Annotated in this window: 16 protein-coding genes; 8 read left to right on the top strand and 8 right to left on the bottom strand. The window is 72.9% G+C overall.

Going from position 1 to position 21,628, the window contains the following annotated elements:
* The first annotated feature begins 56 nt into the window (after positions 1–56).
* On the top strand, positions 57–1,124 hold the full coding sequence (locus ABZ449_RS25690) for a glycoside hydrolase family 6 protein (RefSeq protein WP_360350205.1): 1,068 nt from the start codon (positions 57–59) through the stop codon (positions 1,122–1,124).
* A gap of 24 nt (positions 1,125–1,148) precedes the next feature.
* Here the strand turns inward: ABZ449_RS25690 and ABZ449_RS25685 are convergent, their stop codons facing one another.
* The 4 genes from ABZ449_RS25685 to ABZ449_RS25670 all read right to left on the bottom strand — a co-directional run bounded on the left by ABZ449_RS25685 (position 1,149) and on the right by ABZ449_RS25670 (position 7,415).
* Entirely contained in the window at positions 1,149–3,008 is a 1,860-nt protein-coding gene (locus ABZ449_RS25685) for a kelch motif-containing protein (protein WP_360350252.1), read from the bottom strand.
* A 173-nt stretch (positions 3,009–3,181) separates the two neighbouring features.
* The gene (locus ABZ449_RS25680; RefSeq protein WP_360350202.1) at positions 3,182–5,329 is read right to left on the bottom strand and encodes a glycosyltransferase family 2 protein; all 2,148 of its coding nucleotides are present in this window, start codon (positions 5,327–5,329) and stop codon (positions 3,182–3,184) included.
* Positions 5,330–5,929: 600 nt separating this feature from the next.
* Entirely contained in the window at positions 5,930–6,649 is a 720-nt protein-coding gene (locus ABZ449_RS25675; protein WP_360350199.1) for a 3-oxoacid CoA-transferase subunit B, read from the bottom strand.
* A 4-nt stretch (positions 6,650–6,653) separates the two neighbouring features.
* The gene (locus ABZ449_RS25670; RefSeq protein WP_360350196.1) at positions 6,654–7,415 is read right to left on the bottom strand and encodes a CoA transferase subunit A; all 762 of its coding nucleotides are present in this window, start codon (positions 7,413–7,415) and stop codon (positions 6,654–6,656) included.
* 553 nt (positions 7,416–7,968) lie between these two features.
* Here ABZ449_RS25670 and ABZ449_RS25665 point away from each other — a divergent pair.
* From ABZ449_RS25665 to ABZ449_RS25640, 6 genes are all read left to right on the top strand, one after another.
* Positions 7,969–9,240, top strand: coding sequence for a substrate-binding domain-containing protein (locus tag ABZ449_RS25665; RefSeq protein ID WP_360350193.1), 1,272 nt, complete (start codon positions 7,969–7,971; stop codon positions 9,238–9,240).
* 5 nt (positions 9,241–9,245) lie between these two features.
* Complete coding sequence (locus ABZ449_RS25660; RefSeq protein ID WP_360350190.1) at positions 9,246–10,079, top strand: ABC transporter ATP-binding protein; 834 nt, start codon at positions 9,246–9,248, stop codon at positions 10,077–10,079.
* 56 nt (positions 10,080–10,135) lie between these two features.
* Positions 10,136–10,939: an ABC transporter ATP-binding protein gene (locus tag ABZ449_RS25655; RefSeq protein WP_360350249.1), complete on the top strand. Its 804-nt coding sequence runs from the start codon at positions 10,136–10,138 to the stop codon at positions 10,937–10,939.
* Positions 10,939–11,805, top strand: a complete 867-nt coding sequence (locus ABZ449_RS25650; protein ID WP_360350188.1) for a branched-chain amino acid ABC transporter permease — start codon at positions 10,939–10,941, stop codon at positions 11,803–11,805. Before ABZ449_RS25655 ends, ABZ449_RS25650 begins: the two co-directional genes overlap by 1 nt.
* Before the next feature lie 251 nt (positions 11,806–12,056).
* Positions 12,057–13,142, top strand: a complete 1,086-nt coding sequence (locus tag ABZ449_RS25645; protein WP_360350185.1) for a branched-chain amino acid ABC transporter permease — start codon at positions 12,057–12,059, stop codon at positions 13,140–13,142.
* Positions 13,139–14,044 (top strand): alpha/beta hydrolase, encoded by a 906-nt coding sequence (locus ABZ449_RS25640; protein WP_360350183.1) that lies wholly within the window; start codon positions 13,139–13,141, stop codon positions 14,042–14,044. Before ABZ449_RS25645 ends, ABZ449_RS25640 begins: the two co-directional genes overlap by 4 nt.
* A 123-nt stretch (positions 14,045–14,167) precedes the next feature.
* On the opposite strand, the gene ABZ449_RS25635 is transcribed toward ABZ449_RS25640, so the two are convergent.
* The gene (locus tag ABZ449_RS25635; RefSeq protein WP_360350181.1) at positions 14,168–15,442 is read right to left on the bottom strand and encodes a hypothetical protein; all 1,275 of its coding nucleotides are present in this window, start codon (positions 15,440–15,442) and stop codon (positions 14,168–14,170) included.
* 476 nt (positions 15,443–15,918) lie between these two features.
* Entirely contained in the window at positions 15,919–16,506 is a 588-nt protein-coding gene (locus ABZ449_RS25630; protein WP_360350246.1) for a VTT domain-containing protein, read from the bottom strand.
* A 628-nt stretch (positions 16,507–17,134) separates the two neighbouring features.
* Between ABZ449_RS25630 and ABZ449_RS25625 the strand changes: the two genes are divergently transcribed.
* Positions 17,135–18,226, top strand: a complete 1,092-nt coding sequence (locus ABZ449_RS25625; protein WP_360350178.1) for an LLM class flavin-dependent oxidoreductase — start codon at positions 17,135–17,137, stop codon at positions 18,224–18,226.
* A 332-nt stretch (positions 18,227–18,558) separates the two neighbouring features.
* On the opposite strand, the gene ABZ449_RS25620 is transcribed toward ABZ449_RS25625, so the two are convergent.
* The gene (locus ABZ449_RS25620; protein ID WP_360350175.1) at positions 18,559–20,685 is read right to left on the bottom strand and encodes an EAL domain-containing protein; all 2,127 of its coding nucleotides are present in this window, start codon (positions 20,683–20,685) and stop codon (positions 18,559–18,561) included.
* A 433-nt stretch (positions 20,686–21,118) separates the two neighbouring features.
* Positions 21,119–21,544 (bottom strand): OsmC family protein, encoded by a 426-nt coding sequence (locus ABZ449_RS25615; RefSeq protein ID WP_360350172.1) that lies wholly within the window; start codon positions 21,542–21,544, stop codon positions 21,119–21,121.
* Positions 21,545–21,628 lie beyond the last annotated feature (84 nt).

The following is a 21,628-nucleotide window of genomic DNA, read 5'->3' as shown; positions in this document are numbered from 1 at the left end:
GGGTGTGCTTAGCTGGTGGCGACCGGTCGCCGGACCGGTCCGGGGAGGGGCGGTACGTGTACGGGCTGGGGCGGGCAAGGGCGTTGCGCGGGGCGCGCGGGGCCGTGGGGGCGCTGCTGGCCGGGGTGGTGCTGGCGGCCGTGTCCGGCTGCGGAGGTTCGGGCGGCGGCAAGCCGGCACCCGGTTCCGCCTCCTCGACTCCGGGCGCGGGTACGGGTGTCGGGGCGGGGGAGGGGTTCGCCCAGCTTCCCGGGCAGGCCTTCTACGTCTCCGACCGGACCAACGCCGCCCGCCAGGTCACCGCGCTGCGCGGGCAGGGCCGGACGGCGGAGGCCGACGCGCTGCTGCGGATCGCCGCCCAGCCCTCCTCGCAGTGGCTCGGCGAGCAGGGCGCCAAGGAGATCGCCGAGCAGGTGAGCCGGCGGGCCACCGAGGCGGGTCGGACGGCGGTCTTCGTCGCCTACGACATCCCGCACCGCGACTGCGGCCAGTACTCGGCCGGCGGCGCCCCCGACGCGGCCGCCTACCGCGCCTGGATCACCGGCGTCGCCCAGGCCCTCGGCGACCGCCGCGCCTGGGTGGTGCTGGAACCGGACGCCGTCGCGCACACCCTGGACAACTGCGGGATCAAGGGCGACCTGGCCGCCGAGCGGTACGGACTGCTGGCCTTCGCCGTCCAGGAGCTGAAGAAGAACCCGAACGCGCGGGTCTACCTGGACGCGGGCAACCCCGGCTGGGCACAGGACCCGGAGGAACTCGCCACCGCCCTGCGCAAGTCGGGCATCGCGGCGGCGGACGGCTTCGCCGTGAACGTCGCCAACTTCTACGACACCGAGCGGAACGCGGCGTACGGCGCCAGGCTCTCCGCGGCGCTGGGCGGGAAGAACTTCGTCATCGACACCAGCCGCAGCGGCAACGGGGCGCTGGGCGGCGAGGCCTGGTGCAACCCGTCCGGGCGCGCGCTCGGCGAGCGGCCGACCACCGAGACCGGCCGGCCCGGAGTGGACGCCTACCTGTGGATCAAGAACCCGGGGGAGTCGGACGGCGACTGCGGCCGGGGCGAGCCCCGCGCGGGCGAGTTCTGGCTGCCGTACGCGCTCGGGCTGGCGCAGGCGGCGCGCTGAGGCCGCCCGCGCCGCTTGCGGGCGTCACCTGGTGACCTGGATCCAGCGGGCGACCGACGGGGTGCCGGCGGCGTCCGTCAGGAACAGCATGTACCAACCGGGCGGCAGCAGGTCGGGGTTGCCGGGCAGGGTGAGCGAGACGCCGTCCGCCGTCCGTCCGGCGATGTCCAGGGCCACCGAGCGCTGTTCGACGTCCGTCACGTGGGTGACCGAACTCGGCCGGATCAGCTTGGCGCCGGCGACCGCCTCCGGCAGCGCGGTGCCGACGGCGAGGGTGGCGCCGAGCCGGGCCGCCTGTGGAACGGCACCGACCTGCGGGCGCTCGCCGCGGTACAGGTACGGCGGGGTGTAGATCTCGATGCGCTGCTCGAAACCGCCCGGCTGGGTCTCGGCCTTGTCGGCGAAGAGCGGGTTGGAGCCCAGCACGGCGACCCGGCCGTCCGGCAGCAGGAGCGCCTCGGAGTGGTAGTCGCGGCCGACGGTCGGCTCGGCGGCGGTGCTGAAGCTGTTGGTGTCCGGGTGGTACACCTGCGCCTTGAGCAGGTCGCTGTCGCCCCGGCCGCGGTAGCCGCTGGAGCCGCCGGTGGTGAAGACGGTGTCGTCCGGGAGGATCACGCTGTTGAGGTAGCGGGTGCCGCCGGCCGGCAGGTCCGGGCCCGGGGTGAAGGCGGGACCGGCGGAGGACAGGTCCGCGATGTCGGTGCGGGCCGTGGACAGCGGCGACTCCCCGACGCCACCGCCGCCGAGCACCATCACCTTCTGCGCCTGCGCGGGTGGCAGCAGCACCGAGGACGAGGTCTCGGTGAGACCGGGGTCGCGCAGGCCGGGGACGGGCTGGAAGGCCCCGCTCGACACGTCCCACAGACCCGGCTCGCGGCCCTTGTCACCGGGGCCGTAGCCGCCGTTAGAGCCGGAGTAGAAGAGCTTGCCGGAGGCCGTCAGGAAGATCGCCGGGTAGGTCGGGAAGTAGTGGTCGGGGCCCTTGGACCAGGACTTGGTCCCCGGGTCGTAGATCTCGTTGTCGTTGCCGTCGAGGATCTCCCCGGTCTCGTCCAGGCCGGAGACGGTGACCACCCGGCCGTCGCCCAGCCCGGTCAGCGTCGGGTACCAGCGGGCGTGGGCCATGTCGGTGACCGGCTCGTAGAGCTCGGTGTCCGGGTTGAACTCGAAGGCGGAGCGGATGCCCTGGTACTCCTGCTTGTCCAGGGTGAGCTTCTCGTTCTGTCCGTACAGGTTGTGGGCGTCGGTGCCGCTCAGGCCCTTGATCCGGTACTGGGCCGGGGCGTCGGCGACGTAGTCCGGGCCCGCGCCGACCGCCTCCACGTACACCCGCTGCTCGCCGGCGGTGACCACGGTCTGCTTGCCGGAGCCGGTCTTGGTCGCGGCCGGGACGGTCACCGCGGCGGTGCTGGCGTACTCGTGGCCGTCCGGGGCGACGAAGACGGTGCCCTTGGGGAAGGTCCGGTCGTGCTCCGGGCTCTCGTTGCGCACCCGCATGACGCCGGCCGCCTTCTTCACGGCGCCGGCCAGCTTCTCGTAGCGCTGGGTGCCGCCGGCCACCAGGACGCGGCCGTCCGGCAGCGAGGTGTGGCCGCCGCAGAACATGTCGGCCGGGGTGGGGATCAGCTTGTAGGTGTTCGCGGCGGGGTCCCAGAGCAGGCTCTTGAAGGTGCCCACGTTGAACTGCTTCTCGTCGTTGCCGGATCCGGCCACGATCAGGACCTTGCCGGTGCGCAGCAGGCTCGCGTGGACGGCGTTGACCCGGAACTCGGAGGGCAGCGACAGGGTCTGCCAGTGGCCGTACCGCGCCTTGTACTCGGGGCGGTTGATCACGTAGTGGTGGTACTGCTGGGAGGCGAAGCCGAGGACGGCCGGCGCGTTCATCCCGGCGACGGTCAGTGCGACGGTGCTGCCGAGGGCGAGGCGCTTGGTGCGGCCGGCCTTGTGGATCTTCACGGTGGGTGCTCCCCTCGGGAGGCGGTCGGGGGCGGGGCTCTGGGGCTGCGCTGCTCGGGGGGCTTGGTCGGGGGCTTTGCTCGGGGGTGAGCGGGCAGGTCTCAGCGGAGGTGCGTGCCGCTGTCGGCCCGGTCGGGTGCGGGCCGGTCGGGTGCGGGCCGGGGGAAGGACCGGTCCGGTGTGGTTCGTTCGGCCATCGGTGCCGGGGTGGGCGGCGCGGCCCGGCGGTCACGGGCGTGGCGCGGGCGGCGCTTCTCCAGGAGGACCGTCGGGGTGGCCGACGGCCCGCCGGTGACGGTGAGGGTGGCGGTGGGGCGGGTCCGGCGGCGGCGGACGGCGTCGCCGGCGGTGATCAGGACCGGCAGGAGGGTGAGCACCAGGGCGATCCAGGCCCAGGTGCGCATCGCGGCGTGGTCGTAGCCGGTGAAGTAGGAGGCGGTGATCGCGCCGCCGAACACCAGCGTCCAGAAGAGGTGGAAACGGAAGGTGCCGAGCCGGTCGGAACTGGCCGAGCGGCCCTTGGGCGTCACCACGAAGCGGCTGCGCACCCGCAGCAGCGCCTGGAGCAGCGAGGCCGCGTAGACCGGGCCGCAGAGCGCCGACATCACCATCCCGGCGACCCCGGAGGAACCGGTCGGCTCGTGCGGGCTCACGTTGTGCTTGCGGTTCCAGGTGTAGAGCAGGAGCTGGAGCGCGGCGGCGTCGCTGTAGAGCATCATCCAGATCTCCGAGGAGACGTGCACGCCCGACGCGCCGAAGCCCAGGTAGAGCACGCTGGAGAGGCCGCCGAGCAGCCAGGTGAGCGCCGCCATCGGGTAGAAGCCCACCATCAGCGTGTAGTTGAGCAGCCGCCCGGGGGACAGCTGCCACAGCACCCGCCAGTACCGGGTGAGCAGGGTCTCGTAGGTGCCGCGGCTCCAGCGCAGTTGCTGGGAGAAGAAGTCGGTCCAGGAGGACGGTCCTTCGCCGACCGCGAGCACGTCCGGGGTGTACACGGACTTCCAGCGTTCGCCGGTCTCCGGGTTCCGGCTGCGATGGAACTCCAGGCCGGTCGCCATGTCCTCGGTGATGGAGTCGTACAACCCGCCGATCGACTGGAGCGCGCTGATTCTGACGGCGTTGTTGGTTCCCACGAACATCGGTGCCCCGTAACGGTTTCCGGCGCGTTGGATGAGGGCGTGGAAGAGGTACTGCTGGCTCTCGGAGAATTTGGTGACGGCCGAGCCCGAGCTGCGGTAGTTCCCGTACACCTGGGGGCCGACGACGAATGCCACGTCGGGGTCGCGGAAGTAGCCGAGCATCCGCTCGCAGAAGTCCGGCAGCGGAACGTGGTCGGTGTCCACGGACACCCAGAACTCGTAGTCGTCGCCGTGGGCCTGGAGCCAGGCGTTGTAGTTGCCGTGCTTGGTGCCGGCGCGGAACCGCCCTTTCGGCCGGTTCCAGTGCGACCGGCCGGCGCGGCTGAAGTGGCGTACGCCCAGCTCGGTGCAGAGCGCCTGCATTGCAGGATCGTTTCCCTCGTCCAACAGCCAGACGTCGTACGGTCCGTTGTGCCGGACGGCACGGGCCGCGGTCAGCGTGGCCCGGACCATCTCCGGCGGCTCCTTGCCCGGCACGCAGGTGGTGAGGAAGGCGACCCGGGTGCCGGGCACCGGTGTCACCGGGACCGGGTCACGGGCCACCAGCGTGGCGTGGGTGTTGGAGACGACGTTGACCAGCCGGAACACCTCGACGACGGCGATGATGCCGATCATCACCTTGTCGCCCAGCAGCACCAGGGAGTTCGTTTCGTCCAGCCGTTCGGGCCAGTGCTCCGGCAGCAGCAGCCAGACCAGCAGGACCGCCTCCACCACGGGGGCGGCGGCCATCAGCAGCGCGGCGCGGATCCGGTGCGGCTCTCGGCGCAGCAGGCTGCGGTACCGGACGCGGTAGGGGGGTGCGGGACTGGCATGGGGACTGGCGGCGGGAGCGGCATAGGGATCGGTATCGGGACCGGCATGGGGGCCGGCGGCGAGGCCGTGTGGCGAAGCCGTCGAAGCGGGGCCGGGCGGTTCGGGCCAGTAGACGCCGCCACCGAGGTCGTCGTCCTCGTCCGGGTCGTACGCGGGGCCCGCGAGACGGCTGAAGTGGCCGTAGTCGTACGGGGCCTCGGGTAGGGGAACGGCACTGAGGGCGGCCTCGTCCAGCTGCCCGGTACCTCGCCCGTGGGCCGTTCCGACGCCCTTGCGTCGCGAGAACGGCGTGGTCATAGCTGCTCCCCCCGGAGTTCGCGCCTGGCTCGGCTCGCTCGGCTCGCTCGCCTTGCCCGGCACGTTCGGCTCTGCGTGGGCCTGCCTCGACTCGGAGCCGTCCGGGTGGACCGTGGGGGAACCGGCCGGAATCGGCCGGAATCCGCTGGAGCGCGGCCCGGCGAACTGCGGTTCTCGGGCAGTTCCCGGGCCGTCCAGCACATTCGCCGGGTGCGACCGGTTCTGTTGCGCGTCGGTACGGGGGCTTCGAATCGGGGATCCCGATGCATTCCAGCTCCCCCTCCGGGCGCTCCGGGATCCTTGGCCCCATCAACTCTCCCCGAGTGCAACGGTGATCGCAAGCAATCCGGGAGATCGCCGGCGCCCAGGCATGAAGATGCCGCGGTTCCCGGACGGTCCGGCGGGCGTTGATGCTATTGCGGCGAATTCGGCCCTTGCCTCGGGCGATCCGTTGAACTCGGAGGTGCCGAAGGCGTCGAAGGTGTCGGGGTTGTCGGAGAGCGGCGGTGTCGGTGGTGGTCGAGGGGAGCGGGGCGCGCGGACAGCGCGACGGCCGGACCGCCCCGAGGGCGATCCGGCCGTCTGTACGGACCGGGCCGGTCAGCGCGGGGGCAGCAGGGTGGCGCCGGTCGCGGCCTGGACCTCCGCGAAGCTCACACCCGGCACCGTCTCCACCACTCGCAGCCCCTCCGGGGTCACGTCGACCACCGCCATGTCGGTGACGATCCGGTCCACAACTCCTCGGCCGGTGGCCGGAAGTGACAGTTCCTCGACGATCTTCGGGGTGCCGTCCTTGGCGGTGTGCTCCATCACCACGATCAGCCGACGGGCCCCGTGGACCAGGTCCATCGCGCCGCCCATGCCCTTGACCATCTTGCCGGGGATCATCCAGTTGGCGAGGTCCCCGGTGACGGAGACCTGCATCGCGCCGAGCACCGAGACGTCGATCCGCCCGGCCCGGATCATGCCGAAGGAGAAGGCGGAGTCGAAGTACGAGGAGCCGGGGGCGAGCGTCACCGTCTCCTTCCCGGCGTTGATCACGTCGGGGTGTTCGGTGCCCTCTTCCGGGTACGGGCCGACGCCGAGGATGCCGTTCTCCGAGTGCAGCACCACCTCGACACCCGGCGGGAGGTGGTTGGGGATCAGGGTGGGCAGGCCGATGCCCAGGTTCACGTACTGGCCGTCGCGCAGCTCGCGGGCGGCGCGGGCGGCGAGGGCGTTGCGCGGGTCGAGGGCGGGGGTGGGTGCTGGGGTGTGGGTGCCGGTGGGCGCGGACGCGGGGGCGGGGGCCGGAGCGGGGGCGGCGGTCTCGGTGGGCATCGGGTCAGGCCTCCTGGAGTGCGGGGCGGACGGTGCGGCGCTCGACACGGCGGTCCTCGGGGTCGGCGGCCACCACCCGGTCCACGTACACCCCGGGCAGGTGCACGGCGTCCGGAGGCAGCTCGCCGGGCTCGACGATCCGGTTGGCCTCGACCAGGGTGATCCGGCCCGCCGTCGCGCAGAGCGGGTTGAAGTTCCGGGCGGCGGCGTGGAACACGCAGTTGCCGTGCCGGTCCGCCACCTCGGCCCGGACCAGGGCGAAGTCCGCCGTGATCGCCTCCTCCAGCAGGTACCGGCGGCCGCCGAACTCCCGGACCTCCTTCGGCGGGGAGGCCAGGGCCACCGAGCCGTCGGCCGCGTAGCGCCAGGGCAGCCCGCCCTCCTCGACCTGGGTGCCGACCCCGGCCGGGGTGAAGAAGGCGGGGATGCCGGCGCCGCCCGCCCGCAGCCGCTCGGCCAGCGTGCCCTGCGGGGTCAGCTCCACCTCCAGCTCGCCGGAGAGGTACTGCCGGGCGAACTCCTTGTTCTCCCCGACGTACGAGGAGGTCATCCGGGTGATCCGGCCCGCCCGCAGCAGCAGGCCCAGCCCCCAGTCGTCCACCCCGCAGTTGTTCGAGACCACCCGAAGTCCGGTGACGCCGGAGTCCACCAGGGCGCCGATCAGCGTGCTCGGGATGCCGCAGAGGCCGAAGCCGCCGACGGCCAGCACCGCGCCGTCGGGGATGTCCCCGACCGCGTCGGCGGGGGAGTCCAGGACCTTGTCCAAGGGGTCACCTCATGAAGGAGTGGGAGGAAGGGAGAGCGGCGAGGGGAGCGGCGAGGCCGGGGCGACGAGGGAGGGCCGACGAGGCCGGGGCGACGAGGACGGGGCGACGAGGACGGCCCGAGGGCGGGTGGAGGCGATGACGAGGGTGCGGCGAGACAGGGGATGCGGGTAGCGGGAGTCGGGAGTCGGACGGGGACGGCCGGCGGGCTCGGGAGTCGCGCGGAGCCCCTGGCCGTACCGGGCTGTGCTGGGGTCCTGCCTGGGCCGGACCGGGCGGGCATGCCGCTGAGGTGGCTGCCGCCGGACGGGCTCCGCGCCCCTCCACCGTCACCGGGCGGGGGCCGCCGAGGCCATGGCGGCCACCCCCATGGGCGAGTGGGCAAACGTGTCGCCAGGCCACATTCGGGCCCCCGGAGGGCGGCGGAGGGCCGGCGGTATGTCGGCCGAGACCACTTCCCGACGGGGTGATACGTCGGCCGGGCACATATCGCCGCTCCCACCGCACACCTACGGTTCCCGCAATCCCCCCGCCGTACGTCAGGAGTCGGTCACCATGCGCAGCTCGACAGCCCCCTCCAGGATCGCCTCCGGTGCCCGCCCGGGCGACGCCCTGACCGGTGGCCCGACCCGGAAGCTCGCTGCGCTCGCGGCCTGCGTCCTGCTCGCCTCGGGCTGTGCCAAGGCCGGCACGGCCGGGACGAGCGCGGCGGACGGTGGTGCGAAGGGCCCGATCAAGGTCGGCCTGGTGTACTCCAAGACCGGACCGCTGGCCGCCTACGGCAAGCAGTACCTGGAGGGCTTCAAGGCCGGCCTGAGCTACGCGACCAAGGGCACCGGAGCGGTCGACGGGCACAAGATCGAGTTCGAGGAGCAGGACGACGCCGGCGACCCGGCCAAGGCGGTGTCCGCCGCCAAGGACCTGATCGGCAAGGGCTACAAGGTGCTGGCCGGTTCCACCGCCTCCGGTGTGGCGCTCCAGGTCGGCCCCATCGCCGCCCAGAACAAGGTGCTCTTCATCAGCGGCCCGGCCGCCGCGGACAAGGCCACAGGCCTGAACAAGTACACCTTCCGTTCCGGCCGCCAGTCCTACCAGGACATCAAGACCGCGGCCTCGTTCGTCGGTGACGCCAAGGGCAAGAAGGTCACCGTGCTGGCTCAGGACAACGCCTTCGGCCAGGCCAACGTGGCCGCGGTGAAGGCGGTGCTCGGCGGTGAGGGCGCGACCGTCGACCAGGTGCTCGCCCCGCCGAGCGCCACCGACCTCACCCCCTTCGCCACCCAGGCCAAGACCGCCAAGCCCGACCTGCTGTTCGTCGCCTGGGCCGGCGACACCGCCTCGGCCCTGTGGACGGCGCTCACCCAGCAGGACGTGTTCGCCGACACCAAGGTCGTCACCGGCCTCGACCTGGCCGCCTCCTACCCGCTGTTCGGCCCGGCGGCCGAGAAGATCTCCTTCCTGAACCACTACTTCGACGGTGCCGCCGGCACCCCGGCGGAGAAGGCCATGACCGAGGCCGTCACCGCCGCCGGAGGGAAGACGGACATCTTCACCCCGGACGGCTTCACCGCCGCCCAGATGATCGTGCACGCCGTCGAGTCCAACCACGGCTCCGCCGACGACACTTCGGCGCTGATCAAGGCCCTGGAGGGCTGGAGCTTCGACGGGGTCAAGGGGAAGACCACGGTCCGCGCCGAGGACCACGCCCTGCTCCAGCCGATGTTCCAGGTGCGACTGACCGGCAGTGGTGCCGCCGCCAAGCCCTCGGTGGAGAAGACCCTCACCGCGGACGAGGCCGCACCCCCGGTCACCCCGATGGCGGGCTGATCCCGATGACCGCCCGTACCGCCTCCACTCCTTCCGCTTCCTCCGCTCCGGGCTCCTCGCCCGCGCGTTCCTCCTCGTCCTCTTCGCCCCCTTCTCCGGTGCTGCGGCTGGACGGGCTCGGCTGGGCCGTCCGCGGCGTGCCGATCGTCGAGGACGTCTCCTTCTCGGTCGATGAAGGCGAGTTCATCGCCTTCATCGGGCCCAACGGCGCCGGCAAGACCTCCCTCTTCAACCTGATCTCGGGCATCTACCCGGCGACCCACGGCAGCCTCCGCCTCGACGGTGCGGACATCACCGCCGAGGCGGTGCACGCCAGGGCCCGCCGTGGGCTCGGGCGCACCTTCCAGACCTCCTCCCTCTGGCCGGGGATGACGGTCGCCGACCATGTCCGCCTGGCCGCCCAGGCGGCCGCCGGGCCGCGCGCCTCGTACCGGCTCTGGCGCCGCGCCGACCGCTACGAGCAGCAGTTGGCCGACACCCTGGAACGCACCGACCTCACCCACCGCGCGGACGCCCTGGCCGGTGCGCTCTCGCACGGGGAGAAGCGCAAGCTGGAGCTGGCCGTCCTGCTGGTCTCCGAGCCCCGGCTGATCCTGCTGGACGAGCCGATGGCCGGTGTCAGCGCGGAGGAGGTGCCCGCCCTCACCGAGCTGATCCGTTCCGTGCACCGCGACCTGGGCCGGACCGTCCTGATGGTCGAGCACCACATGGACGTCCTGCTCGGCCTGGCCGACCGGCTCGCGGTGATGCACCACGGCACGCTGCTCGCCCTGGACGCCCCCGAGGCCGTGATGGCCGACCCGACCGTGCAACAGGCCTACCTGGGTGAGGCGTTGTGACCTCCTCTCCGTTCTCCGCTCGGCGCCCCACTTCCTCGGCGCGCTCCTCCTCCTCGCTGCCCTCCGCTGTCGGACCCCTCCTCTCCGTCCGCGATCTGCGGGTGGTCATCGACGGGCTGCACATCCTGCACGGCGTCGACTTCGACGTGGCCCCCGCCGGGGTGACCGCGCTGCTGGGCCGCAACGGCGCCGGCAAGACCACCACCGTCAAGGCCGTCATGGGCCTGGTGCCGCGCACCGGTAGCATCCGGCTCTCCGGCGTCGAACTCTCCTCCCTTCCCACGCATCTGGTCGTTCGTCACGGCATCGGTTACGCGCCCGAGGACCGGGGGATCTTCGCCGGCCTGACGGTCGCCGAGAACCTCCGTCTCGCCGAGCGCGCCGCCGGGAGCGGGGACGAGACCGGCGAGCCGAACTACGCGCTCGTCCACGAGCTGTTCCCCGAACTCAAGAAGCGAGCCGGACAGTTGGCCGGGACGCTCTCCGGTGGCCAGCAGCAGATGGTGGCGATCGGCCGGACGCTGCTCAACCGCAACCGGCTGATCATCGCCGACGAACCCACCAAGGGCCTGGCCCCGAAGATCGTCGCCGAGGTTGCCGAGGTGCTGGCGCGTGCGGCCGAGGCCGTGCCCGTCCTGCTGGTCGAGCAGAACCTCGCCCTCGTCCGCCGGCTGGCCGGTACCTGCGCCGTCCTGGCGGACGGCCGTACCGCCCACCGCGGCGACACCGCCGAGCTGTTGGCTGATGAGGAAGCCGCCCGCCGCCTGCTCGGCGTCGGCTCCCGCCACCCGCTCGCCGGCGGGCCCCGGCCCGCCGCCTCCCCGGCCACCCCTGTCGTCACCGCCGAGGTGAAGCCCTGATGGACACCGTCGTCCTCCTTTCCTGTACCGGACTCGGTCTCGGTGCGCTGTACTTCCTGGTCGCCTCCGGCCTGTCGCTGATTTTCGGTCTGATGGACGTGCTCAACTTCGCCCACGGCGCCCTGCTCTCCATCGGCGCCTATGCCACCTGGTGGGCCGGCGCCGAGGCCGGCTTCTCCTTCTGGCTCGCGGTGCCGTTCGGCACCCTGGTCGGGACGGCCGCCGCCGTCCTGCTGGAGCTCTTCCTGATCCGGCCGCTCTACAGCCGCCCGCGCGACCAGATCCTCGCCACCGTCGGGGTCGGGCTGGCCGTACCCGCCCTGCTGATGGGGATCTGGGGCGCGGACTCCCGCCCGTTCCCCCAGCCGGAACTTCTGTCCGGCACCTGGCACGTGCTCGGGGCGACCGTCCCGGTCAACCGCTTCGTGCTGGTGGCTGCCGCCGCACTCCTGCTGCTCGCTCTTCGGTTGTTCCTCGCCCGCACCCGCTACGGGCTGATCGTCCGGGCCGGCGTCGAGGACCGGGCGATGGTCACGGCGCTCGGCATCGACGTCCGGAAGGCGTTCACCCTCGTCTTCGCCCTCGGTGGGGCTGCCGCCGCCCTCGGCGGCGCCCTCGGCGGTCTCTACTTCGGTTCGGTCAATCCCGGCCAGGGGACCGGCCTGCTCATCTTCGCCTTCGTCGTCGTGGTCATGGGCGGCATGGGCTCCGTGACCGGGGCCGCCGTCGCCTCCGTGGGCGTCGGCCTCGTGCAGCAGTTCGCCAACTACTACACCGGCGCCGGGCTCGGCGACCTCTCGGTCGTCGTCCTGCTCGCCGTGCTGCTTCTCGTCCGACCCCGTGGACTCACCGGGAGGCTCGCGTGAGCGCCGAAACACCGATCACGAGCACCGGTGGCCCCGCGGCCGGCCGCGGCGCGGCCGCTCCGGCAGGGGGGACTGACACCAGCCCTGCCGTGACCACCCTGCCGGAGGAGGGGACTGACACCAGCTCCGCCGACACCGCCACTGTGGCAAGGGGGACTGACACCGGCCTTGCCGAGACCCATTGTGAACACAAGGCCGAGTCCGGCGCCATCCCTCGAACAGGTGATTCAGTCACTAATCGCTGGACAGGTGTGCACAGAGCGCTACGCTGGTGGCCGATCGCTCTGCTGATCACGCTCCTTGTCGCCCCATACAGTGCGCTTCCCGTCCCGGGACTGCTCGACGGCCCGCTCGGCAGCCCCGGAAGCCTCCAACTGCTCGCCCTGTGCGTGCTCTACGGGGCCCTCGCCACCGGTTACGACCTCCTGCTCGGCCGGACCGGACTGCTCTCCTTCGGCCACGCGCTCTACTTCGCGACCGGCCTGTACGCCACCGACCTCGGCATGCTGGAACTGCAACTGCCCTTCGCCGCGGCCGCGGTGTTCGGCGTCGCCTGCTCCGTGCTGCTGGCCCTGCTGCTCGGCTCGGTCAGCCTGCGCGTCACGGGCATCGGCTTCTCCATGGTCACCCTCGCCTTCGCCCAGGCCGGCTCGATCCTCGTGCAGCGCAACCCCGGTGGCGTCACCGGCGGCGAGGAGGGCCGCTCCGCCCCGGCCGAGCTGCTGCCCTCCGGCCTGCTCGGGATCGAGAACACCGCCAACCTGTACTGGATCGCCGTCGGCTACCTGGTGCTGACGGTCGCCGCAGTCCACTGGGCCGTCAAGTCGCCGATGGGCCGGGTCTGGGAGGGCATCAAGGAGAACGAGCGCCGGGTCGAGGTGCTCGGGCTGCGGCCCTACGGCTACAAGCTGGTCGCCTTCGTGCTGGCCGGCGGGCTCGCCGGGCTCGGCGGTGTGGTCTACCTGCTGCTGACCGGTGGCGCCACCCCGCAGGCCGCCACCTCGGACGCCACGCTCGCGCTCCTGGTCATGGTCGTCCTCGGCGGCTCCGGCACCCGCTGGGGACCGCTGCTCGGCGGTGTCCTGTACACCTGGGCGAGCCACCGGCTCGGCGACCTCGCCAACTCGTCGGCCGTCGCCGACCTGCCGGCGGTGCTGCGCGTACCGCTCTCCCAGCCCCTGTTCCTGCTGGGTGCCCTGTTCGTCGCCGTGGTCTACCTGCTGCCCGGCGGCCTGGCTAGACTGCCTGCCCGCATCCGCGCCGCCCGGTCCGCCCGCTCCGCCGCGGCGCCGGCCGGTCTCGGAACCGCCCACCCGACCGGAGGTACCCCCGCGTGAGCCAGTCGCCGCTGAAGCCCGAGGAGTTGACCGTCCCCGTGCCCGGTGGGGACCTGGCCGTCCTGCGCTGGCCCGCCGACGATCCGCGGGCCCCCACGATCGTGGCGGTGCACGGCATCACCGCCAACGGCCTCGCCTGGTACGAGGTCGCCCGCCGGCTCGCCGGCCGGGTCACCCTGCTCGCGCCCGACCTGCGGGGCCGCGGCGCCAGCCGCTCGGTCGCCGGCCCGTACGGGCTGGCCCGGCACGCCGACGACGTGGCCGCGCTGATCGGCGCCCTCGGCCCGGGGCCCGTCACGGTGGTCGGCCACTCGATGGGGGCCTGGGTCTCCGCCCTGGCCGCCGTCCGGCACCCCGAGCTGGTCCGCCGGGTGCTGCTGGTCGACGGAGCGGTGACCTTCCCGCTGCCCCAGGGCGTCCGCGAGGAGGACGCCCTGGCCGCGGTGCTCGGCCCCGCGCTGGCCCGGCTGTCCACGACCTTCCCGGACCGGGACGCCTACCGGGAGTTCTGGCGCGGGCATCCCGCCTTCGTCGGCGAGTGGACCGAGGGGATCGACGCCTACACCCAGCGCGACCTCGTCGGCACGGAGCCCGAACTGCGCTCCTCCTGCGTGCTGGAGGCCGTGCAGACCGACGGCGCCCAGGTCCTGCTGGACGAGGACGCGGCCGCCGCCGTGCACCGGCTGCCCTGCCCGGCCGAACTGCTCTGGGCCGAGCGCGGCCTGCTCGACGAGCCGCAGGGCCTCTACGACCGGTCGCGCCTCGCGCTGGCGCGGCTGGACCAGGAGCGGGTGCCCGCCTCGCCGGTGCCCGGCACCAACCACTACTCCATCCTCTGGGGCGAGGCCGGGGCGGACCGCATCGTCCGCATCCTGCTCGCGGACGCCCGCACCGCCGGGTAGCCGGCCGGCCCCGGGAACCGGCCCGGACGACAGCGGCCGGCGGGGGCTCGCACCCCCTCCGGCCGGTGTCCGTGTCGCTGCCGGTGTCCGTGCCGCTGCCGCGCTCCTCCGCCCCTCGGTGCGTCAGCCCGCCGTACCGAGGAAGCCCTCCCAGCCGCCCGTCGGCGCCTGGCCGACGTTGAGCGAGCGCAGCTTGCGCAGGGTGGACTGGTCCTGCGCCTCCAGCCACTCGACCAGCTGCTTGAAGGAGACCAGCCGGACCTCGGGCTTGCTCGCGATGGTCTTGAGCGTCTCCTCGACGGCGTCCATGTAGATGCCGCCGTTCCACTGCTCGAAGTGGTTGCCGATGAAGAACGGTGCGCGGTTGCTGTTGTACGCGCGCTCGAAGCCCGCCAGGTAGGACTGGGTGGCCTGGGTGCGCCAGTCGCCGTACTTGGCCGGGTCGCCCTTGGTGCTGCCGCTGGACTGGTTGGCCAGGATGTTGTAGTCCATCGACAGGACCTGGAAGGTGTGCCCGGGGAACGGGATGGACTGCAGCGGGAAGTCCCAGACCTTGCCGTCCTGGACCTTCTGCGGCCATATCTGAAGGCCGCCCGAGGAGCTGGCGTCGTACTTCCAGCCCAGTTTGGCGATCGTCGGCAGCAGTGCCTTCTGACCCTCCAGGCACGGGGTGCGGCCGCCGATGAGCTCCTTCTTGTAGTCGAAGGGGAGCGGGTCGACGTCGGTGAAGCCGGTGTTGGTCCGCCACTGGGTGACGAAGCCGATCGCCTGGTCGATCTCGCTCTGCCAGTCCTCGGGGGTCCACATGTTGACCCCGTTCTTGTCCGGACGGCTGGAGCAGAAGTGCCCGTTGAAGTGGGTGCCGATCTCGTGCCCGGCCAGCCAGGCCTGGCTGATGAGCTTGAGCGTGCTCTTCACCGCGCCGTCCGACAGGTACGGGATGTCGGAGGCGCCCACCGAGTGCTTCGGCGGGTGGTACAGGTCGGCCTTGCCCTTGGGGAGGGCGTATATGCCCGAGAGGAAGAAGGTCATCGTGGCCTTGTGCTGCTCCGCCAGCTTCAGGAAGCGGGGGAACTGGCCGTCCTCGGTGCCGCCGGCGCCGTCCCAGGAGAAGACCACGAACTGCGGCGGCCGCTCGCCCGGCTTGAGCTTCTCGGGCTTGGGCTGGTTCGGCTGCGGCCCGGTGTCCGCGTTGGAACCGTCGCCGATCGGGGTGCCCTTGGGCGCCACCGCCTGGGGGCCGGGGCTGCCGCCCTGGGTGGTGCTCGCGCCGCCGGGGCCGGGGGAGGTGGCGCCGTTTCCCGAGCCGGATCCGCCGCTGGAGCAGGCCGCGACCGCGCCGAGGGCCGCGGTCGCGGCGGTTGCACTGAGCACCGTCCTGCGCGAGATGCTGGTCATGGTCTCCCCTGGGTGCCGACGCCGGTGGTGAGGGCGGCCTGCAGCCGCACCGGTCAAATCGGGCAATTGATGATTATTCCGCCGCTAGCATGTCATGTCGCCGAGGCGGCCTCCAAGGTCGCCGAGCGCTGACGACTCTCAACACGCCTGACGCATCCGGCTGGGCTGCGGGGATGCGTCGACTGTTGCCGTCCTGTGACGCTTTCCACCCTGTGCGGCCCGGTCAGTACGGTACCGCCGGTCGGTCGGCCCACCGGCGGGGTTCGTCATCGTCCGGCCCGATTGGTCGCCCTTTTGGGAAAACTTTTGCCCCTTGCTGGGTCGGACGGCCCGAAGCCCGCCGGCAAGAGGGTCGGCCGGTCCGGGCAGGGCGGAGGGCAACGGTCCGAGCCGGACGGAGAAGGGGTGTGCCGGCCGCGGCGGGACCGTCGGGGGAGGCTTCGGGGCCGGTCGGGGAGCGGCCGCCGGCCGCGCCGTCAGAGTGCGGCGAGCCGCCGGGTGCGGCGCACCATGCGCGCGATCGCGGTGCTGATGGCGGTGGCCGCCAGGCAGGAGACCACCAGGCTCAGCCAGGCGGTGTTGAACCAGTGGCTGTTCAGCCAGCCCAGCGTCACGATGTAGGCGGCCCAGACCAGCGCCGCCAGTGCCGACCAGTGGAGGAACCGGTGCGGGTGGGCGGGGGAGTGGCCGATGGCCAGGTCGAGGACGGTCCGCCCGGCCGGAACGAACCGCGCGACCACCACCATCGCGGCGGCCGTCCCGTGGGGGCGTTCGACCAGGGCCTGTTGGACCCGGGTCACGCTGGCCGCCAGTTTCGGGCGTCGGGCGAGCCGACGGTGCAGCACCGGGGCACCGCGCCGGGCAAGGTTGAGCAGCAGCAGGTCGCCCAGGAAGGAGGCCACCGCCACGCCCAGCCCCAGCATCAGGGGCGCACCGTTGATCTGCGCGGTCTTGAGCACCGCCAGGATGACCAGCGTCCCGCTGGGGATGAACGGAAGGAGGGCGTCCCCGAGTACGGCGACGAGCGCCAGCGCGCAGATCCACGGGGATCCGATCGCCGCCACGAAGTTCAAGGCCCTTTACTCCCTCCACGCCTCCCGAGGGAGCAGGTGGCTGCAGGGGTCAACGCTAGCGCCTCGACTTTTCATGTCATGAAGCACCCCGGTATGGCACAGCTCACGACTGCTGATTCCGGCCGTGCCCCGAGGCGGCGAACCGTGCGCCCGCCCCCCGGCGAGCCGGGGAGCCGGCGCGGCGGACCGCCGCCGAAGCCGAACGAGCCCCCGGGGCGGGGTGCCGCGCCGAGGGCTCGCAGTGATCGTCCGGTGCTGGTCCAGCCCGACGATCTTGCTGGTGGAGTGCGGATCCCGCTCCGGCGACCCGCTCCCGGACCCAGCCTGCCGGACGTCGGTCCCCGGCCGCGAGACCTGGCGCTGGCGACTTCCGGCGCTGGCGGGAAGTCGCCATCCGTGTTCGCCCACTGGCTCTGCGTCAGCCGATCCACCGGTCGGGCTTCCGTGCGAAATGGCCGAAACCCGCCTGGACCGTGGCCGGACGACACTGCTGAGGCGGGAACAGCGAGCCCCCGGCCGTGGTTGACCCCGGTCGGCGACAGCGACCGGCGGGCCATCCGGGACCGCGCGGTCACCGATGACGGCCGGCTCAAGGACGGCAGTCAGGAGGGCGGACGGGATGACCACCGAGGACCACCAGGAGCACGGGACCGAACCGGCGGCCGGGACGGCGATCCGGGGCACCGCCCGCGGAACGGCGCCCGCTCCGCTCTCGATCCTCGACCTGGCCACCGTCGGCGTCGGCTACACGCCCGCCGAGGCCCTCGCGGCCACCACCGAGCTGGCCCGCCGGGCCGAGCAGTGGGGCTACCACCGCTTCTGGGTGGCCGAGCACCACGGCATGCCCGGAGTGGCCAGCTCCACCCCCGCCGTCCTGCTCGCCCACCTCGGGGCCAACACCACGACGCTGCGGCTGGGCTCCGGCGGCGTCATGCTCCCCAACCACGCCCCGCTGGCCATCGCCGAGCAGTTCGGCCTGCTGGAGGCCCTGCACCCGGGGCGGATCGACCTCGGACTCGGCCGCGCTCCCGGCACCGACCAGGCCACCGCCCGAGCGCTGCGCCGCGGCCTCACCGAAGGCGCGGACGACTTCCCGCAGCAGCTCGCCGAGCTGACCCACTTCCTCGACGGCGACTTCCCGGACGGCCACCCGTACGCCCGGCTGACCGCCGTGCCCAAGGGCGAGGACCGCCCGCCGGTCTGGCTGCTCGGCTCCTCCGGCTTCAGCGCCCAGCTGGCGGGCCGCCTCGGCCTCCCGTTCGCCTTCGCCCACCATTTCAGCAGCGCCAACACCATCCCGGCGCTGGACCTCTACCGCTCGTCCTTCCGCCCCTCCGCCGTGCTCGCCGAGCCGTACGCGCTGATCGGCGTCAGCGCGGTCGCCGCCGACGACGAGCCCTCGGCCCGGCGCCTCGCCCGCTCCGCGGCCCTCGGCATGCTCCGCCTGCGGCGCGGCAACCCCGGCCCGATCCCCACCCCGGAGGAGGCCGAGGAGTACCCGTACAGCCCGGTCGAGGCCGACTTCATCGACAACTGGCTCGACAACGTCGTGCTCGGCGACCCGGGCCAGGTCGCCGACGGGCTGGAGGCGCTGCGCAAGCGGACCGGCGTGGACGAGCTGATGGTCACCTCGCACATCCACGGCCACGAGGCCCGGCTCCGCTCGTACGGCCTGATCGCCGAGGCCTACGGCCTGACGGCGACCGTGTGACAGCGATGCCGTGACGGCGTGACGTCGGAGTGACCGGGTACCGGAACCGCCGGCCGGTCGTCCCGACGGCGGCGACCGTGCGTCCCGGGAGGCTGGCCGCCGCCGACGGGTCCTGATCGCAGGGGCCTACCGCCTGGCGGCGACGGCGTGATCGCGGACGGGCCGGGACGGGGAGGGGACTGACGGCCACCGCCCTGCTGCGGCCCCCGGCCCCGGCGCCGCACATCGCCGGACCGGGCCGCGGGCCACGGGCCGGGCGCCGCGAGGTGGCGGTCGGCGGCCTTGAGCCCGCCTCGCCCCACCCCTGTCCCTCCCGCGCCCCCGCCCTGCGGCTACCGGCCGTTCAGGGCGGGGCGGCCCTCGCGGAGTATGGCCGCGACCAGTTCGGCCTCGCCGGGGCGGGCGAAGTACCAGCCCTGGGCGGTGTCGCAGCCGGTCAGCCGCAGGCGTTCGGCCTGGGCCGCGTTCTCGATGCCCTCGGCGGTGACGGTCAGTCCGAGGGTGTGGGCGAGCTGCACCATCGCGCCGACGATCTGTTCGTCCGCGTCGCTGCGGCGGGAGCCGAGCCCCGGGCGGCCGGGACGGTCCGTCGGGGCGGGCTCGCGGAAGCCCTCGATGAAGGTGCCGTCGAGCTTGAGCACGTGCACCGGCAGCCTGGAGAGGTAGGCCAGGTTGGAGTAGCCGGTGCCGAAGTCGTCGATCGCGATCCGCACGCCCATGTCGGCGAGCGACTGGAGGGCCTGGAGCGGGCGGCCGCCGGGGCCGAGCAGGGCGCTCTCGGTGATCTCCAGCTGGAGGAGCCGGGCCGGCAGGCCGGCGCGTTCCAGGGCCCGGGCGACGTCGGCGACGATGTCGGAGTCCCAGATCTGGCGGGCGGCCAGGTTGACGCTCACGAAGGTCTCGGTCTCGGGGAACTCGGTGAGCCACTGCCGGGCCTGCCGGCAGGACTCCTCCAGCACCCAGGTCCCGAGCGGCACGATCGCGCCGGTCTCCTCGGCGAGCGGGATGAAGCGGTCCGGGGAGAGCGTCCCGTAGCGGGGGTGGCGCCAGCGGACCAGTGCCTCCGCGCCGTGCACGGTGCCGTCGGCCAGACCGACCAGCGGCTGGTACTCGATGGTGAACTCCCCGCGCTCCAGGGCCGGGCGCAGTGAAGTGGCGAGCAGCTGCCGGGTGAGCTGGTGGGCGCCGCGGTCCGGGTCGTAGAGGGTCCAGCGGGCGCGGCCGTCGGCCTTGGACCAGTAGAGGGTGGAGTCGGCGTCCTTGACCAGGTCGGTCGGGGTGGTCTCGTGCACGGACCGCTCGACCACGCCCACGCTGGCGGTGATCACCAGCCGGTGCCCGGCGACGTCGAAGGGACGTTCCAGCACCTCCAGGATCCGGGCGGCCAGCTCGGTCAGCTGCTCGCTGCCCGCGCTGTCGGTGACCAGGACGGCGAACTCGTCGCCGCCCATCCGGGCCACCAGGTGGGTGTCCCGCCCGTCGAAGCCGCGCCGCAGCCGGGTGGCGACGGCGATCAGCAGCTGGTCGCCGATGTGGTGGCCGAGCGCCTCGTTGATCGCCGCGAAGCCGTCGAGGTCCAGGTAGCAGACCCCCACCCGGCGTTCGGCCGCGGCCGGGCCCGGTCGCTCGACCGGTGCGAGGCAGGCGGCGTCGAGCCGCTCGAAGAAGTAGGCCCGGTTGGGCAGCCGGGTCAGCGGGTCGTGCAGCGCCTGGTACTCCAGCCGGTCGCCGAGGCGGCGCTGCTCGGTGATGTCCTCCACCAGGGCGAGGGTGTAGAGCGGATCGCCGGCACCGTCCCGGATCAGCGAGACGGTGACCTTGCTCCAGACCGTGTGGCCCGCGCGGTGCTTGAGCTGCTTCTCCACGCGGAACCGTTCCCGCTCCCCGCGTACGAGCTCGGAGAAGAGCCGGTCCGGCATGCCCTCCGGGTCGATGATCTCGTGCAGGTGGGTGCGGACCAGTTCGCCGACGCCCCGTCCGATCAGCGCGGCGAAGGCGGGGTTGACCTCGATGATCCGGTCCTCGGCGTCGATCAGGGCCATGCCGATGACGGCGTCGCAGAAGGCTGCCCGGAACCGGGACTCGCTGGCCCGCAGCGCCGCCAGCAGCCGGTCGGAGCTGTCCGCCGTCCGGTCGGAGCCCTCTCCTTCCCGGCCGGTGCCGTTCCCCTCCCGGCCGGTGCCGCCGTCCGACCGGCCGAGGTCGCCGGTGAGCCCCCGGTTCCGGTGGGCGGAGTCGGTGAGCGGGGTCGAGCAGGTGGGGCAGAGCAGCAGCTCCGGTTCCGTCAGCGTCCCGCAGGCGCTGAGGGCCGTGACGGCTCCCGTGACGGGGCCGGCGGCGGGGCCACCGGGGCCGGCGGTCGGGTCCAGGAGCGGCGAGGCGAGGGGGCGGTGGCGTGGCGATTCCTCGTGCCGCACCCCCGGGTGGTGTGCGTCGGCCCCCTCGTTCTGGCCCGGCACGGCATGCTCCCGTCCGCTGCTGACGCTTGACGATGGTCCGGCCGACCAGTCGGGACCCGGCGGCCGGCTCCGCACTCTGTCGTGGTCCTCGGAGTCGGTCCGCTGCGGGGCCGCCCGTCGTGGGGCGCCGGTGCGCGGGGACCCGCCTGAAGGACAGGGCGCTGCGGCCGATCATAGGCCGCGACGGCAACGCGCGGTGACCGCCGGCAGGGTGATTCGCCCGCTTTGTGATCATGGATGGCGGTACGTGCAGACGCCCCCGGTGCACATCACATGATGTGCGCCAGGGGCGCGTGCGCCGAAGCCGCGCCCCTGGGCGCTGGTCGCGCGCCGGACGTGCAACGGGGCGGGCCGAGAGCCCAGGGCCGGACGGGGCCGGACGGGCCGGATGCGGTGGTGGAGAAAGGAGAGGAGAGAGGAGGGGAGAAGGGGCTCAGGCCAGCGAGGCCGTGAGGGTGATGGTGGTGCCGGTCAGGGCCTGGCTGACCGGGCAGTTCGCCTTGGCGTCCTCGGCGGCCTTCACGAAGCCGGCCTCGTCGAGTCCGGGGACCTGGCCGACCACGGTCAGGTGGATGCCGGTGATGCCCGTGCCGGGCTGGAACGTCACGTCGGCCCGGGTGTCCAGCTTGGTGGGCGGCGTGCCGGCGCCGGTCAGACCGTGCGAGAGGGCCATCGAGAAGCACGCCGAGTGGGCAGCTGCGATGAGCTCCTCGGGGCTGGTCCTGCCGTTGGGAGCCTCCGCGCGGGACGGCCAGGAGACGGGGTACTCGCCGATCCCGGAGGAGGCGAAGGTCACCAGCCCCTTTCCGTCGAGGAGGTTGCCCTCCCACGCGGTGGTGGCGGTACGGGTGGTTGCCACGATCGGTTCCTCCAGTGCTGAGGGAGTGTTCGAGCGGTCACTTCCGGTCATGCACGCCCCAGCCTACGGGCAGAGCACTCCGGC

The sequence above is a fragment of the Kitasatospora sp. NPDC005856 genome (assembly GCF_040629945.1).
Taxonomy (GTDB): domain Bacteria; phylum Actinomycetota; class Actinomycetes; order Streptomycetales; family Streptomycetaceae; genus Kitasatospora.
This window is presented reverse-complemented; position numbering and strand designations above follow the sequence as displayed.